Here is a 15,323-nt window from a genome sequence, read left to right on the forward strand (position 1 = left end):
AATTATCCTTATAAAATAAAACTCATTATAATAGTAGCTAAAATCGCCGCTATAAATCCTATAGGCACAGCTTTAATAAGTAAATCTTTAAATAATTTTTCCTTATATTTATCAGGGCAAGATCCTAAAATTAGACTTCCTCCAGAAGAAAAAGGAGAAATAGCAGAAGCTTGAGCCCCTACAACAATACAAGAAAAAAGCAATGCCTCGCTTAATCCACTGCTTGCAGCAATGCTTGAAACTATAGGAAAAAGCGCTGGAGTAACCACACCCAAAGTACTTGAAAAAAGCGACATAAAAGCTGCAATAGCACACATTATTAACGGAATAAAAATCACATTGATCTCATTTTCTACAAGATCTGAAAATAATTTTATAACCCCTGCTTCAACTGCTATGCTAATTAACATCCCTACTCCACAAATCATTATCAAGGTTCCCCAAGGAATTAAAGCAACAACTTGTTTCTCATCGGCCAATTTTAAAAATAAAGCAATGGCAACAAAAATCATGGCTATCATAGCTATATCTATTTTTTTATTAAAATAACTAATTGTCTCATTATGTGGAAAAATAATATTTAGCACAGGAAAGATTAAAACAACAACAATCATCATAAACATGAGAATTAAAGTAGTTTTTTGTTTATAATCAAATGGATCAGGTTTTGAAATAACACTAATTTTTATATTATTTTTAAAAGCATTAAACACAAAAAAAGATAATACCACAATAGGCAAGATTATAGTAAAAGCAAAAATAATACTAGAATTTGCAAAAGCTTCATTTGCTTCAATACCTGAATTTTCCATCAATCCTCGAAAAATAATCCCGCTTTGAGAAGTCATAAAATTTGCTCCTCCCAAAGCACCATAATTTATAGCCATAGCTCCAGCAATTTTGCTTAAACCGATTTTATCGCAAAGTAAAAAAGTAAGTGGTGCCATAAAAGCTAAAACTGTATAAAAACCTGCTCCTAAAGCAGCTATAATAGCACTAACCACAAAAATAACAAAAGGAAGCAAATAAGGATGATTAGCAAAACGATACATCAAATGTCCAGCTAATTTTTCAAGAGTTCCATTTACGGTTGCAAAATTATAAAACAATGAGACAGCAAAAATAACAAAAAATATAGAAATAGGCCAAAAAGCTATGATTTTTTTAGGAGCTAAATCCATAAAAAAAGCTCCTATAATATAAGCAAAAATCATAGCAAAAATTCCAACATTATGTCTAGTAATATAGCCCAAAATAATAGCCACTATAATACTAGAGATGATTAAAAAAACCATTATCATCCTTTAAAATATTATAAGGCTTATAATATCAAAAAATATATTTTTCAAAGCATAAAAACAAAATCTAAATTTAAAAAATATCTATTTAGCAACAAATTTACTCATCTTATGAAATTTTTTATAAAATATCCACATCCAGAGCAAGCAAAGCAAAGCTTCCTAGCCAATGCGACCCAAGATAATCATCTTCTATATGAGCTATAGCTTTATCAAAATGCTCTGTAGCATTGTTTCTTAAAAGAATTTTTAAATTTTCATCGCAAAAATTTGAAAGTATTTTAAAACACCAAGCACGACTTAAATTTAGCCCATCTAGATGTGCTATTTTACCATCGCTCCTATCACTCACACTCACAGGGGTAAATAAAGTTGCAGGCTCTTTTGCTTCTAAATTTGGCAAATATACTTTAAAAAATTTTACAAAATCATTTTTATGTAAAACAGCACTTAAAAGCACCGCTTCCATCAAAACAGGAGATAAAAACTCATCTCCACAAGGCTCTAAAGCTTGCATATTTTTATCATTTAAAAACCACTTTTTAGCACTTTGGATGATGCAATACTCCAATTCTTGATCTTTTTTAAATCTTGCATATTCTAAAGCAAAATACAAAGCAAAAGAGCTATTAAAATGGGTTCCAACTCGTATAGGATAATCCATCTTAGGTAAAAACTCCTTAAATTCTTTAACAAAGAAATCAGCTATGCCTTCTAAATTTTTAGCCCAAATTTCAGCTTTGTCATTTTCTTTAGCAAGTAAATTTATCTCCAAAGTCAGTTTTAAAAACCATCCCCATCCATAAGGTCTTTCAAAACCTTTGTGTGCAGGGTTTTGAAGATATTTAAGCTCTCCTTCTGCTTTTTCTTTGCTAAATTGAGAATCTAGAGCTTTGATGATTTCATCCTTTGGAGCAAAATGAGAAAAATCTTTTAAAATTTTCACCAAAAGCCAGTGAGAATGCACGCTAGAATGCCAATCATAAGAACCATAAAATATAGGATACATAAGTTTTGGCGGTTTAATATCATTGATATCATTAAAAGAATGTGTAATTTTATTTGGCAATTCTCTAAAAATATTTTCTAGTGCAATAAAGCTAAATTGTTTTATAAATTTTTCCATTGTTTCTCCTTAAAATCTAAAAGCTAAAAAATACATTAAAAAGATATTAGCCACAAGCAAAACAAGTCCTGACATAAACTGGGCTTTAATTACGCCATTTTTATCATCCAAATTTAAAAGTGCCGCAGGAACTATATTAAAATTTGCAGCCATAGGCGTCATTAAAGTTCCGCAAAATCCACTAAGCATTCCAATCGCTCCTATAATAGCAGGATTTGCATGCATTTGTATGATTAAAATCGGCAAAGCAATAGCAGCAGTAATCACAGGAAAAGCTGCAAAAGCATTGCCCATTACTATAGTAAAAAGCGCCATAGCGATACAATACACAGCTACTGCAATAAAAGCATTATCTAAACTAATATAACTAGATAAAAGTTTAGATACTTGATCGCCCATTCCTGTAGAAACAAAAACTACCCCAAGTGTAGCCAAAATTTGCGGTAAAAGCGCTGCCCAACTAATGTGATCCATAGTATGTGCTGCATCTTTAACAGCTCTTTTAGGAGAAGCCTTAAACATAAAACAAGCAACTACTGAAGAAATAATTATACCTATAATCAAAGCCATCAATGTAGCATTTTTATTTTCAAAAAAACTCAAATAGGGAAATAAAAAAGTCCCAATAAGTGTAATCAAAGGAACTATTAAAGCAGGAATAAAAAGTTTATTTTTATAAATATTTGCATGTTTTATCTCGTATTCTTTTTCTTCTTTGCTAACTTCAATCTTTGCTGGTTTTAATAAATTAAATCCTGCTATAAGTGCTAGTAAAATCACTATACAACCCATCACAAAATGAGGCAAAACTCCTGCTAGTAAAAAAGTAAAACTATAACTTATCCAGAATACCCCGCCGCTTATTCTTGATTTTATATCTTTAGCTTGATTAGAAAAACTTAAAATTCCAAAAACTAAAAATAAAATTCCTACAATATAATAAAGCAAATCAAGACTTATCATCACTCAACCCTTTATAAGTTTTTTCTAATCTTTTATCAAATAAATAAAGTCTAGAACAATGGATAATTAAAGCCAAAATTCCAGTTGGTATAGCCCAAACTGATAAATGCAATGGCTCAACAATAATACCATTGCTCTCATAAAAAGCTTTAATAAATAAAATAGAATGCACGGCTATAAAAATATCCTCTCCAAAAAATACAGCAACATTATCCGTTCCCGCAGAAAAAGCTTTGATTTTTTGACTATCTTTATGTGTTAAGTTTTTAAATTTAAGCTTAGCTGCAGCTTCTGCCATAGGGGCTATTAAAGGTCTTATCATCTGTGCATGTCCGCCTAAAGATAAAAGCCCTAAAGCTGCAGTAACTTGTCTAAAAACAAAATAACACATTAAAATTCGTCCTGTACTGGCAACTTTTATTTTGGATATTAAATTTTTAGCCTGCTCTCTTAAGCCTTTGCGTTCCAAAACAGCAAGTAAAGGTAAAATAAGCCAAATTATAGCAACATAGCGATTATCTACAAAAGATTTTCCTATATCACTAACAACCTTAACAAAATCAAAACCTGAAACAAGTCCAGCATAAATTCCAACTGAAGTTACCACTAAAAAGGGGTTAATTTTTAAAGCAAAACCTAAAACAATCAAAGGTATAGAAGCAAGAAGTAACCATTCCATCAACCATCTCCACAATATGAATTAGAAATATTATAGAAATTTTAAATTGAAGAAAAGTTTAAAAAAATATTTTTAAGAATGGAATGAGAAATTAAGTAACAAAATAAATTTTATATAAATTTAAAAAAGCCTTGGAATAGTCCAAAAGCTTTTTTTGTATTATTTGTTCGCTCTTTCTATATACTCACCACGCACAGTATCAACGCGTATAACTTCACCTTCTAACACATGAAAAGGAATTTGCACTACTGCGCCTGTTTCCAATGTAGCCGGTTTTTTATTTGATCCTTGAGTATCACCCTTAAAATTTGGAGCTGTTTCGATGATTTTGAGTTCAACAACTTGTGGAACTTCTACGCCGATAGCTTTACCATTATGGAAAAGCACATCTACCATCATACCATCAAGCATCCATTTTTTCGCCTCACCTACATCATCATCACTAATAGCTACTTGTTCATATGTTTGCGTATCCATAAATTGGCAATTTTCACCATCATCATAAAGATACTGCATAGTTTTATCTTCTAAATTTGGAGCTTCACATTTATCACCTGCATGGAAAGTTTTTTCAAGTACTTTACCATCAATAAAAGATTTGATTTTAATACGCACAAAAGCAGGACCTTTGCCTGGTTTTACATGCTGATACTCAACTATTTTAAAAGGAATTCCATCGATTTCTATTTTAAGTCCCTTTTTTAAATCACCCATTGAATAAGATGCCATAAATTTCCTTTGTTAAAAAATAAAAAACAATTTTATCAAATTTTGATTGATATCACAATAAAATTATTTTATTTGATGAAAAAATAAGTAAAATTACGTTAAAATCCAAATTTAAAGCATAGTAAATGCTCGCTTCTTTTTAGGAGAGGAAAGTCCGAGCTGCTAAAGACAAACATTCCATCTAACAGATGGCTAGGGTAACCTAAGGGATAGTGCAACAGAAAGAAAACTACCACGCAAGTGGAAAAGGTGAAACGGCGGGGTAAAAGCCCACCAGCGATTTTGGTAACAATTTCGGCTATGTAAACCCAATGTGCAGCAAGAAGGGATGGTTAGCGTCTTTGTTTTAACCCTTCGCTTGATTTTGTTTGCAAAAACAAAACTAGATAAATGAGCATTCAAGACAGAACTCGGCTTATCGCTATGCTTTTTTAAGATTTAAAATATGTCAACGCTTTTTGAAATTTTTGAATTTCAACAGCTTTTGTTTTTTTCTTTTGTTCAATCAGTATAACAGCTTCTTGTAAAAGAGCTTGAACTTGATAGAATACATCATTTGCATTTTCTTTTAAAAAATCTTCTGAAGGCGATTCTTTGGCTAAATTTTTAATAAAAGCTTTCATATCAAGTTCATCAAGTAAATTTTCAAGTTTATTGACATCTTCTTGGATTAATGCAAGTTTAAAATCACTGAGCCACTGTTTCATTGTTATGCACTTCTCTCCAAGCTTCTAGTAAACCTTTGGTTACATTTATAACTTCATTGATTCTATCTTCGTTATTTTCTAAATTTGCCAAAGATAAAAGTTGAATTTCTCTTGTATAAAGCCCGCTTAAATAATGTGCCACTTCTCCGCCTTTTTCATAGTTTAAAGTATTAATAAGCTCTATAAAAATAGCCGTGGTTCTTTTTACAAAATACACTCTTTGTTCTATATCTTCATTTCTTATGGCTACTTTAGCTCTTGCACAAAAACGCAAAATTCCCTCATAAAGCATTTCAATAAGTTTTTGCGGGGACTCTATCCCCACTTGATTTTGAGAATAAGCATTATAGGCTAAATTATTTTGCATCTTTTTTATCCTTAATTATTAGAATTGTTTGCCGCATTAATCATATTAGTCACAGTATTTAGCTGTTGATTGAGTTTATTTAAAATACTCTCATATTGCAACCATTGATTCGCCATTGTATCATATCTTGTATCAATCATAGCCTGAGTCGAGTCTTTAGAGGTATTTAATGATTTAATATCATTTGTCAAACTCTCATCATATTTTGTAATTGAACCGTCTTTTCCAGTCATCTCTTGCAACGTGGCTTTTAATTTTGAAAAAATACCTTTACCTTCTATAGGCTTCGAGGTTATATTTACATCAGACAAACCTAATTCCTTGAGAATGTTAGCATCTCCTTTGATTGAAAAATCCGAGCTACCATCTCCACTAAAATTCAACCTAAACCCTGTAACATTGTTTTGATTATAGGATTCAACCTTAACTTTTAAGCCTTCAATACCTTTACTGTTTATATGATTAGCTAAATTTTGAAGCAATTCTTCCTCTGTTTTCCCTGTTAATTTAAAATTAGTACCATCAGAATTTTTAGATAAATCATATGTTTGATTATTAAAAACTATAGTAAAATCTCCTGGTTTAAATTCTAAACCATTAGTATTACCTCCATTGGAATTAAGATATTTACTTAAACTTCCTGTCTTAATTACCTCTCCTGTGTGATTAATGTCTTCGTATTTAGTAATATTTGAAAAAAAACTTTCAGTAGAGTCTGGATCTTCTTTAACTTTTTGTTCAAATTTAGAAGAATCAAAACTCAAAGTGCCTGCATCATTTAAACTTAAGCCAAAATCCTGCATAGAAAGCATAACCTTAGTGTTCACTTTATTACCATTTGCATCTTCAGTAGTTCCATCAACAACTTGAGAATCAAACAAATCAGCAAGAATGCTTGAGCGTATTGAATTTACTTCACTGATGCCTTGTAAAGTTCCTTTTGTTCCAGTTTCACTATTATAGTCAGTTGCAGCATTAAGATTGGTTACTAAATCATTATAAGCATCCACCAAATCTTGCATGGCTTTTGTCACACCTTCAAAATCTTGCTGTACATCAAAATTAATTTCACCTGTTTTATTTAAAGTTAAAGTCATTCCTACACCAAGATCGGTAACAGTGTTACTTGATCTAAACATCTTAATACCATCAAGTGTAAATTCTGCATTTTGCGCAGTTTGGATATGCAAAGAAGCATCCTTGATGCCATAACCTTTTTTATCCTTAGCTGGATCAATAGAACTCGTTTTATCTAATTCCCATCCAAGATTTGAAAATATGTTTTCTGCCTCTGAATCACTTTGATACTGACCATTCGAATCTTTTTTTCCAGCATAGAAACTTATCGCACTGTCTTCGCCTGTTTCTTTACTGGTTAAAGTTAAGCGGTAAGGAGTGCCTTTCTCTCCTGTGTTTACAATCTTAGCAACAATCTCTCCTCCACTAGCTTCATTAATTTTATCAGCTAAATCTCTATAGGTTGTGTTTTTATCTACTGTAACAGTATATTCTTTGCCATTTGAAAAAAAAGTAAGATCGGCAGTTCCATTTAATTGTGCATTAACAAAACCACCGTCATTTGCTAATCCTTTGCTTTGATACACATCTTTTTGTGCAAGTTGAGTAACATTGATATTCATGCTTTGTAAAGCAACACCCGAATTAACTGTAAGACTTGCTGGAGGATTATCACTAATACTTCCTACAACTTTTCTTTTCGCAAAAACCGTAGCATCGGCCAATGATGAAACAGCCGTCTGAAAACTTAGTAATTTAGTTTTGATTTCTGTTAAATCTTTTTGTTTGGTTGTATTTTCTTCAATTTTTTTAGTATAAGGATCAATGCGAGCTTTTTGCTCTGCTTCTTTTAATTTATCTATAGTATCTTGAGTTAAAACCCCAGAACCAAATCCTAAACTAGATAGACTACCAAATGCCATTTTTAACTCTCCTTATCAAATATCATTCCTATCACATCCCTAAAATACTCAGCTAATCTCATAGCTTCTTCGCTAGGAATTTGACGAATTTCCCTTCCAGTACTTTTTTCAGTCACGCTAATATACATAGAACCGATTTTATCGCTATAACCGAAACGAACATTGGTATCTAGAGAATCCATTTGCTCATTTAACTTTTTTGTAATATCAGCTAACTTTTCACTCACACCTTGTTGTTGTCCATCATCGCCTCCTTGACTTTGACTTCTATCGGTTTGAATGTTTGAACTAGCCTGTGTCTCACTTGTTCTTTGGCTAATGTTTGCCAAAGCTGTATCCATTTGCCCATTTGCCTTCGATATTTCCATTTTAAAATCCTTTTTAAAATTTCCTATTGCTAGTTAAAAGCTTATATCGACAAATTTATAAATTTATGAACACCTATAAAGAAAATTTTATTTTTCAATAATAAAAAATAATAAGCAAAAACTGTGCCAAAATTTTAAAATAAATCTCAATTATCTTAAAAAATTTCAAATTTATTAAAAAGATCTGGATTATTTTCTAAAATATTACGCAAGATCAAATCTTCTATCACGCTTTTAGTGCAATCTGTTTGCTTAGGCCAAGCTCTTAAATAACCCTCAGCTTCACCTTTAGCACTTGCATCTACTCCAAGTCTTTCTTCTTTGATAAAAATATCTCTTTTAGCATCTATATTATTTACCACACGCCAAACAAGCATATAAGAATTTTCAAGCTTATTTTCAGCATCTAAAAATACTAAAATCCTAAAATGTTTTTTAAATTCTAAAAGTTTGTCAAAACTTTGTTCAATTTTTTCTTTTTTATCAAGCAAAATACAAACTATAGGACTTTTACTTTCTTTATAAAATTGCTTTAAATTTAAAAGTTCTACCTTAGTTTTAAAAAGTTCTAGTAATTTTTCATCTTCTAAAATTTCAAGTTCTTCAACTTGTATTTCTTCGCAAGCATCAAGTCCTGCTTTACCCCCAAAACAAGAATTAGGTGAAGCATGATCTAATTGATCACAAATTCCTTCTGAAATTAAAATTTTCTTTGTATTAAAACGATCTAACATATAAGGAATTAAAGCATCATAATCTTTCAAAGAAGGTGCATTTTTATCCACAAAAATTGCATGCTTAACAAAACTCATTTGCCCTACTCCCCAAAATGCATGCATAATTTGTTGCGCATGAGCGGGATATTTTGCATCGATTTTTGCTAAGATAAGATTATGAAAGACCCCATTTTCAGGCATATTGTAATCAATTAAATCAGGTACTGAAGTTTGAAGCAAGGGTAAAAAAATTCTTTCGGTACCAAGCCCCATGATCTTATCTTCTAAAGGAGGCTTTCCTACAACCGTTGCTTGATAGATCGCATCTTTTTTAGCATAAATTTTTTCTACTTTCATCACAGGAAAAAGTTCAGCAGGAGTATAAAAACCCGTATGATCTCCAAAAGGACCTTCGATTTTAAACTCTTCTAAATCCACATAACCTTCAATAACCACATCACTATCATAAGGTATAAAAATACCATTTTCACAAGGAGTAATTTTTGCAGGAGTTTTTTTAATAAAACCATAAAGTAAAAGTTCAAAAATTCCCTTAGGTAAAGGTGCTTGAGAACACCAAATATAAAGCGGATCTCCACCTATGGCTATACTTACAGGCATTTTTTTAAAACCAGCATTTTTGTATTCGTGATAAAAATTTGCCCCATCTTTATGAATTTGCCAATGCATTAAAAGTTCATTTTTATCACTCATTTGCAAACGATACATTCCAAGATTATTTTGAGTTTTATCTAAATTTTGTGTATAAACTTGCCCCATGGTAATAAATTTACCCGCATCATCTTCCCAAGTTTTTAGTATGGGAAGCTCTTCAAGTGAGTTTAAAATTTCATAATCATACAAGGCTTTATTTTTTTTCAGTCTTTTAGGAGGAATATTTTTAAAACTTAACAAATTCATAAAAAAATCCATTTTTGCTTTAAAACTCGTAGGAATATGAAGCTTGGTGAGTTTTGAAATTTCTTCAGCCACCTCTTCATAATCACGTCCAAAAGCTAAATTTAAAGCCTTTTCATTGCAAAAAGTATTCATCAAAACAGGAAATTTATATTGTTTATTTAATTTTTTATCTATAGGATTTTTAAATAATAAAGCCTTCCCTTTTTCTCCTTTTTTAGCTTCTATATAGGCTAAATGAGCGATTTCAAGATCTACATCTACAGGTTCTTCAATTACCCTTAAAAGATCATTTTCTTTTAAAATTTGAATAAATTCTTTCATATCATACTCTCAGCTTTTTTTAAAAGTTCTTTAGCACCTTTAGCAATAAACTCCTTAGCCAAACTCTCTCCAAAACCTTTAAAATCATTCTTTTTAATCATTCTCTTATCTTTTAAAATTTCACTTCCATCGGGTAGTCCAAGTACCGCACGCACACAAATTTCATCTCCCAAGAGCTCTGCGTTAATACCTATAGGAACTTGACAACCTCCTTCTAAAGTAGCAATAAATTCTCTTTCAATGCTTGTTTCAATCAAAGCATTTTCATCATTTAAACATTTTAAAAGTTCTAAAATTTTTTCATCATTTATGCTTTCTATACCTAAAGCTCCTTGAGAAGCCGCAGGAATAAGCTCATCTTTGCTAAATTCATAAACAAAATTCACTTGCTTATCTAAGTTTAAGCGTTTAATTCCCGCCATTGCCAAAATAATCGCATCAAAATCATTATTTTTTAATTTCTCTATACGAGAATTGACATTACCACGCAAAGAAATAATATCTAAATCAGGTCTTAATAATAAAAGCTGCATCTTGCGTCTAAGACTAGTAGTGCCTATTTTTGCACCTTTTGGCAAAGAAAGAAAATCTTTATAATTTTGACTTAGCATAGCATCATTGCTTTGCTCTCTTTTACTTACCGCTGCCAAAACTAAACCTTGAGGAAAAAAACTAGGCACATCTTTTAAACTATGCACCGCTAAGTGTGCTTCTTTTCTTAACATACTTTCTTCAAGTTCTTTTGTAAAAAGTCCTTTACCACCAATTTTTGCCAAAGGAGAATCAAGCAAAACATCGCCTTTTGTTTTAAAACCTTCTAAAAGCACTTCAATTTGATGTGTATTTTTTAAAATTTGGGCTACATGTTCACTTTGCCAAAGAGCTAATTGACTTTTTCTTGTTGCAATAATAAGCTTCATTTTCTATCCTCTATAATTTCAACATCAATAATTTCTTCATTAGAATTTTGATACTCTTGCTTGGTGTATTGATATTTTGATTTAGTTATTAATTTCAAAGCAATACCAAAGAAAAATACAAAAATTCCAAAAACACTTGTAATAATCCCTGGAAAAACAAGTAAAAACCCTGCGATAACAAAAGAAAATTGTGTTAACATATCCTTTAAGCCACCCATTTGAAATTCAAGCATATTTTTCCAAAAAATTCCCAATAAAACCGCACCAAAAATCATACTCAAAAGTATGAAAAATAAAAAATTACCAAAACCAAAAAACACTATAAAAAGTATACTTGCAATAATTTCAAGTACAAATAAAGGGCTTAAACTTAATTTATAATTCATAACACTTTCTTTTTAAGAATTTCCATAAGTTCATCAGTTTTTATAAGTTCTTTTATCAAACCTTCTCTTTGGATAAGCTCTATTTCATTCTTTTCTAATCCTTTACCAACAACTAACGCATAAGGAAAGCCCATAAGTTCAAAATCATTCATTTTAACCCCAAAACGCTCATTTCTATCATCAAGCAATACCTCTAATCCAAGATTAGTTAAATCCTCATAAAGCTTATTAGCAAATTCTAAAGCCTTTTCATCTTTGAGATTTGAAACAATAATTTCAAGCACAAAAGGAGCTAAAGTTTTATTCCAAATACATCCTTTTTCATCATGACTTGCTTCAGTAGCTACAGCCAACAAGCGTGAAACACCTATGCCATAACATCCCATGTAAAAAGGCTGACTTTTGCCATTTTCATCTAAGAAATTTGCATTCATCGCTTTGGAATATTTTTGTCCTAGCTTAAAAATATGCCCTACTTCTATACCTTTACTTTGTTTTAATTTTGCTCCACATTTAACACAGCAATCCCCTTCTTTAACTTCAATCAAATCTTTAAAACGATCTTTATTTAAATTTACAACATCAATACCGATTAAATGATAATCTTTTTCATTCGCACCCATAATCATTTGCTTTTCGTTTTCAAGCTCAAAATCTATATAAAAATCTATATCTTTTAATCCCACAAAACCTATAAAACCAGCTACTAAGCCAGCTTTTTCCAATTCTTCTTCGCTCGCATCGACTAGTTCAAGGGCACTGCAAGCATTTTGAGCCTTAACCTCTTGCAAATCATCACTTCCTCTTATAAAAAACACAACTAATTTGCTTTCATTTTCATAAATAGCTTTTTTTACCACTGCTTTAATCGTATAAAAAGCATTGATTTTAAAAAATTGTGCTAAAGAATCTATAGTTTTAATATTTGGAGTGTGAAATTTACTTGCATAATTTGCTTCAGGACGCTCATCTTGACAAGTTTTTTTAGCTCTTTTTGCAGCTTCAACATTAGCCGCATAATCACAATTTTCACAAATTAAAATATCATCTTCCCCATTTTTTGCTAAAACCATAAATTCCTTAGAGCCACTTCCACCAATAGCCCCACTATCAGCTTCAACTGCTCTAAAATCAAGCCCCATTCTTTGTAAAATTTGAGAATAAGTTTTATACATAAGCTCAAACTCACGCCCTAAATCTTCTTCATTAGCATGAAAACTATATCCATCTTTCATTAGAAATTCACGACATCTTAAAAGCCCAAATCTAGGCCTTGCTTCATCACGAAATTTAAGTCCAATTTGATATAAATGCAAAGGAAGTTGTTTATAGCTTGTGATTTTGTTTTTTACCAAAGAAAGCATAGCTTCTTCATGTGTTGGACCTAAAACAAATTCATTTTCTTTTCTGTCTTTAAAACGCAAAAGTTCTTTTCCAAAAACATTGTAACGCCCACTTTCTTGCCACAAACTTGCAGGAGTGATAAAACTAAGATTTACTTCTTGTGCTCCAGCCTTATCCATTTCTTCTTTAACTATATTTTTAATCTTGTCTAAAACTCTTTTTCCCAAAGGCAAGAAATTATAAAGTCCGCTACCAATTTGTTCTACAAAACCCGCACGCGTTAAAAAAATATGACTAGGTAAACTCGCATCTTTTGGCGCTTCTTTTAAACTTGGTGCATAAAATTTAGTAAATCTCATCATTATTCTCCATATCAAATTCACATTTATATTGATTTAAACCTTCAAGATTATTTTGCAAATCAAAAACATAACGCATAGCATTAATCACTGTATCGCTTTGCATTTTACCTTGTAAATGTTTCAAATTTACAGTAGGCGTGTGTAAAAAAGCCTTAAAAACTTGATGAATCAACTTTCTAGCCTCTTCTTTATCAGATTTTTTCAAATATCCTTTTTTTAACGCAATTTCAAGTTGTTTATCTGCATATTCTTTAGCTTGCAAGCGTATAGCTTTGATAATAGGCATCAAAGCCAAATCGTTTAAATACCTAAAAAATTCACTTGTTTCACGACCTATTATCCCATAAGCCATACGAGCTTCTTGTTCTCTTAGTGCTAAATTTTTTTGAACCACAATTTCAAGATCATCTACAGCAAAAACAGATATATTTTCATTTTCATTGATATCAATATCCCTTGGAACTGCAATATCAAAAAAATACCTTTTATAAGAAAGTTCTTCTATTAAAGAATTTGTAATAATAGCATTTGGTGCATTGGTAGCTGAGAAAAAAAACTCGTATTGATTTAAATATTTTTTTAAATTTTCTAAACTATCATATTCGCTTAAAACACCAAGTCTCTCACACAAATCTTTAGCTTTTTGTAAATCACGATTTAAAATAATCACCTTAGCACCCGCAGCAATTAAATGTTTTGCCACAAGTTCTCCCATCTCTCCAGCTCCAATAACAACAGCTTTTTTTTGCGTTAAATCTGCAAGTTCTTTTGCTTTTGCCACGGCAACGCTAGCTACAGAAATAGAATTTTTAGAAATTTGAGTTTCATTGCGTACCTTAGCAGCACATTTAAAAGCACTATGTACTGCTCTTGAAAGGTGTACTCCACAAAAATTATTTTTTACAGCAAAAGCAAAGGCATCTTTTAATTGTCCTGCTATCTGAGTTTCTCCAACCACCAAACTATCCAAAGAACTTGCTACAGAAAAAAGATGGTGGATTGCTCCACTATCTTCAAAAATATCAGCTTTTTCAAGTAAAATATCTTTATCAACATCACAAAGTAAAGCCAAAGATTTAACAATAAACTCCGCACAGGCCATTTTTACAAAAGCAACAATTTCAACACGATTGCAAGTGCTTATAACCAAACATTCTTCAATATTTTCATGAGTGCTAATGATTTTTAAAAACTCACTTTTTTTAGCTTCATTGGAAAAGCTTAACTTTTCCCTTAAGGCAATATCTGTATTTTTATGAGTAAAAGATATACAATAATACATTAAAATTCCCTATCTATCATGGCTTTAATAATATCATTAAGCTTGTTATTATCATATTTTTCAATTGCTTTTCTAGCCTTTTTTGCATAAGTTTTAGCTTCTAAAATAGCTTTTTCTAAAGCTTTTTGTTCTTCAAATTTAGTTTTTAGCCATTCTTTTTCATTTTCATTTAAATCTTTTTTAAATAAAGTCTGCAAATATATCCTATCTTGTTCTTGTAAATTTTCATAAAGATAAATATAAGGCAAGGTAGTTTTACCCTCTTTAAAATCATTCATAGCAGGTTTTCCAAGAATTTTTTCATCACTCTTAATATCTAAAATATCATCAATCATCTGAAAAGCAAGTCCTAAATTTTTACCATATTCTGCAAAATCTTTTTCATATAATCCAGCCAAAATAGCTCCGCATCTAGCACTTGCTTCAATCAAAACAGCTGTTTTATTATAGATCATTTTCAAATAAGCTTCTTTATTGATATTAAATTTCTCTCCCAAATCAACATCCATAAGTTCGCCTATAGCAAGCTTTACAACAGCATCTGAAATAATACTTGCAAATCTAGCATCCATTTTGCTTAATTCATAAAAGGCTTTTGAATACAAAATATCGCCCAACATAAGAGCATTTTTTGTACCAAATTCAGCATTAACAGATCTTGCTCCACGCCTTAATTCACTCTCATCGATAATATCATCATGTAATAAACTAGCAAGATGTATCAATTCTATAGCCGCACAAATTTTAAAAGCAATCTCACTCTCATCTGCGATAGTTAATAATAATTTAGAGCGTAATTTCTTTCCTGATTTTACATTTGAAAGCATATTTAAAATAGGTTCATAGCCAAGCTCTTGTAAAAACTGTTTTATTAATTCATCTATTTTTTGCACT

The 15,323-nt window shown here is 31.0% G+C and carries 15 protein-coding genes and 1 other RNA gene; 1 reads left to right on the forward strand and 15 read right to left on the reverse strand.

Annotation, left to right across the window (positions count from 1 at the left end):
• Nucleotides 1-8 precede the first annotated feature (8 nt).
• From AJ882_RS05990 to efp, 5 genes are all read right to left on the reverse strand, one after another.
• Complete coding sequence (locus AJ882_RS05990; RefSeq protein ID WP_074482708.1) at nucleotides 9-1,301, reverse strand: SLC13 family permease; 1,293 nt, start codon at nucleotides 1,299-1,301, stop codon at nucleotides 9-11.
• A gap of 118 nt (nucleotides 1,302-1,419) precedes the next feature.
• On the reverse strand, nucleotides 1,420-2,424 hold the full coding sequence (locus tag AJ882_RS05995) for a DUF2891 domain-containing protein (RefSeq protein WP_002867685.1): 1,005 nt from the start codon (nucleotides 2,422-2,424) through the stop codon (nucleotides 1,420-1,422).
• A gap of 9 nt (nucleotides 2,425-2,433) precedes the next feature.
• Nucleotides 2,434-3,387, reverse strand: a complete 954-nt coding sequence (locus tag AJ882_RS06000; RefSeq protein ID WP_002867684.1) for a DUF979 domain-containing protein — start codon at nucleotides 3,385-3,387, stop codon at nucleotides 2,434-2,436.
• Entirely contained in the window at nucleotides 3,374-4,066 is a 693-nt protein-coding gene (locus tag AJ882_RS06005) for a DUF969 domain-containing protein (protein WP_002856730.1), read from the reverse strand. Before AJ882_RS06005 ends, AJ882_RS06000 begins: the two co-directional genes overlap by 14 nt.
• Nucleotides 4,067-4,225: 159 nt before the next feature.
• A complete protein-coding gene (efp, locus tag AJ882_RS06010; RefSeq protein WP_002855210.1) occupies nucleotides 4,226-4,795 on the reverse strand; it encodes an elongation factor P in 570 nt (189 codons plus the stop codon).
• A gap of 113 nt (nucleotides 4,796-4,908) precedes the next feature.
• Between efp and rnpB the strand changes: the two genes are divergently transcribed.
• Nucleotides 4,909-5,229, forward strand: an RNA gene (gene rnpB, locus AJ882_RS06015) — RNase P RNA component class A.
• On the opposite strand, the gene AJ882_RS06020 is transcribed toward rnpB, so the two are convergent.
• From AJ882_RS06020 to AJ882_RS06065, 10 genes are all read right to left on the reverse strand, one after another.
• Nucleotides 5,227-5,502 carry a hypothetical protein gene (locus tag AJ882_RS06020; RefSeq protein WP_002776186.1) on the reverse strand — a complete coding sequence of 92 codons (276 nt, stop codon included), beginning with the start codon at nucleotides 5,500-5,502 and terminating at the stop codon, nucleotides 5,227-5,229. The genes rnpB and AJ882_RS06020 overlap by 3 nt on opposite strands.
• Nucleotides 5,483-5,869, reverse strand: coding sequence for a flagellar export chaperone FliS (gene fliS / locus AJ882_RS06025; RefSeq protein WP_002776169.1), 387 nt, complete (start codon nucleotides 5,867-5,869; stop codon nucleotides 5,483-5,485). Before fliS ends, AJ882_RS06020 begins: the two co-directional genes overlap by 20 nt.
• 11 nt (nucleotides 5,870-5,880) lie before the next feature.
• Complete coding sequence (gene fliD / locus AJ882_RS06030; protein ID WP_002831898.1) at nucleotides 5,881-7,809, reverse strand: flagellar filament capping protein FliD; 1,929 nt, start codon at nucleotides 7,807-7,809, stop codon at nucleotides 5,881-5,883.
• Between the two features lie 2 nt (nucleotides 7,810-7,811).
• Nucleotides 7,812-8,177, reverse strand: a complete 366-nt coding sequence (locus AJ882_RS06035) for a FlaG family protein (RefSeq protein ID WP_002822714.1) — start codon at nucleotides 8,175-8,177, stop codon at nucleotides 7,812-7,814.
• A 155-nt stretch (nucleotides 8,178-8,332) separates the two neighbouring features.
• The gene (locus AJ882_RS06040) at nucleotides 8,333-10,135 is read right to left on the reverse strand and encodes a menaquinone biosynthesis decarboxylase (protein ID WP_002867682.1); all 1,803 of its coding nucleotides are present in this window, start codon (nucleotides 10,133-10,135) and stop codon (nucleotides 8,333-8,335) included.
• A complete protein-coding gene (gene hemC / locus AJ882_RS06045; protein WP_002820769.1) occupies nucleotides 10,132-11,055 on the reverse strand; it encodes a hydroxymethylbilane synthase in 924 nt (307 codons plus the stop codon). The genes AJ882_RS06040 and hemC overlap by 4 nt, the downstream gene beginning before the upstream one ends.
• Nucleotides 11,052-11,441, reverse strand: a complete 390-nt coding sequence (fxsA, locus tag AJ882_RS06050; protein WP_002854991.1) for an FxsA family membrane protein — start codon at nucleotides 11,439-11,441, stop codon at nucleotides 11,052-11,054. The genes hemC and fxsA overlap by 4 nt, the downstream gene beginning before the upstream one ends.
• A complete protein-coding gene (locus tag AJ882_RS06055; RefSeq protein ID WP_011049735.1) occupies nucleotides 11,438-13,147 on the reverse strand; it encodes a proline--tRNA ligase in 1,710 nt (569 codons plus the stop codon). Before AJ882_RS06055 ends, fxsA begins: the two co-directional genes overlap by 4 nt.
• Entirely contained in the window at nucleotides 13,131-14,429 is a 1,299-nt protein-coding gene (gene hemA, locus AJ882_RS06060; protein ID WP_011049734.1) for a glutamyl-tRNA reductase, read from the reverse strand. The genes AJ882_RS06055 and hemA overlap by 17 nt, the downstream gene beginning before the upstream one ends.
• A complete protein-coding gene (locus AJ882_RS06065) occupies nucleotides 14,429-15,322 on the reverse strand; it encodes a hexaprenyl-diphosphate synthase (RefSeq protein ID WP_002867680.1) in 894 nt (297 codons plus the stop codon). Before AJ882_RS06065 ends, hemA begins: the two co-directional genes overlap by 1 nt.
• Nucleotide 15,323 lies beyond the last annotated feature (1 nt).

This window comes from Campylobacter sp. BCW_6461, assembly GCF_001762735.1.
GTDB lineage: Bacteria > Campylobacterota > Campylobacteria > Campylobacterales > Campylobacteraceae > Campylobacter_D > Campylobacter_D jejuni.

Coding starts and splice junctions, on each gene's coding strand:
- AJ882_RS05990 (WP_074482708.1), bottom strand. CDS start 1,301: ATGATAATGGTTTTTTTAATCATCTCTAGTATTATAGTGGCTATTATT.
- AJ882_RS05995 (WP_002867685.1), bottom strand. CDS start 2,424: ATGGAAAAATTTATAAAACAATTTAGCTTTATTGCACTAGAAAATATT.
- AJ882_RS06000 (WP_002867684.1), bottom strand. CDS start 3,387: ATGATAAGTCTTGATTTGCTTTATTATATTGTAGGAATTTTATTTTTA.
- AJ882_RS06005 (WP_002856730.1), bottom strand. CDS start 4,066: ATGGAATGGTTACTTCTTGCTTCTATACCTTTGATTGTTTTAGGTTTT.
- efp (WP_002855210.1), bottom strand. CDS start 4,795: ATGGCATCTTATTCAATGGGTGATTTAAAAAAGGGACTTAAAATAGAA.
- AJ882_RS06020 (WP_002776186.1), bottom strand. CDS start 5,502: ATGAAACAGTGGCTCAGTGATTTTAAACTTGCATTAATCCAAGAAGAT.
- fliS (WP_002776169.1), bottom strand. CDS start 5,869: ATGCAAAATAATTTAGCCTATAATGCTTATTCTCAAAATCAAGTGGGG.
- fliD (WP_002831898.1), bottom strand. CDS start 7,809: ATGGCATTTGGTAGTCTATCTAGTTTAGGATTTGGTTCTGGGGTTTTA.
- AJ882_RS06035 (WP_002822714.1), bottom strand. CDS start 8,177: ATGGAAATATCGAAGGCAAATGGGCAAATGGATACAGCTTTGGCAAAC.
- AJ882_RS06040 (WP_002867682.1), bottom strand. CDS start 10,135: ATGAAAGAATTTATTCAAATTTTAAAAGAAAATGATCTTTTAAGGGTA.
- hemC (WP_002820769.1), bottom strand. CDS start 11,055: ATGAAGCTTATTATTGCAACAAGAAAAAGTCAATTAGCTCTTTGGCAA.
- fxsA (WP_002854991.1), bottom strand. CDS start 11,441: ATGAATTATAAATTAAGTTTAAGCCCTTTATTTGTACTTGAAATTATT.
- AJ882_RS06055 (WP_011049735.1), bottom strand. CDS start 13,147: ATGATGAGATTTACTAAATTTTATGCACCAAGTTTAAAAGAAGCGCCA.
- hemA (WP_011049734.1), bottom strand. CDS start 14,429: ATGTATTATTGTATATCTTTTACTCATAAAAATACAGATATTGCCTTA.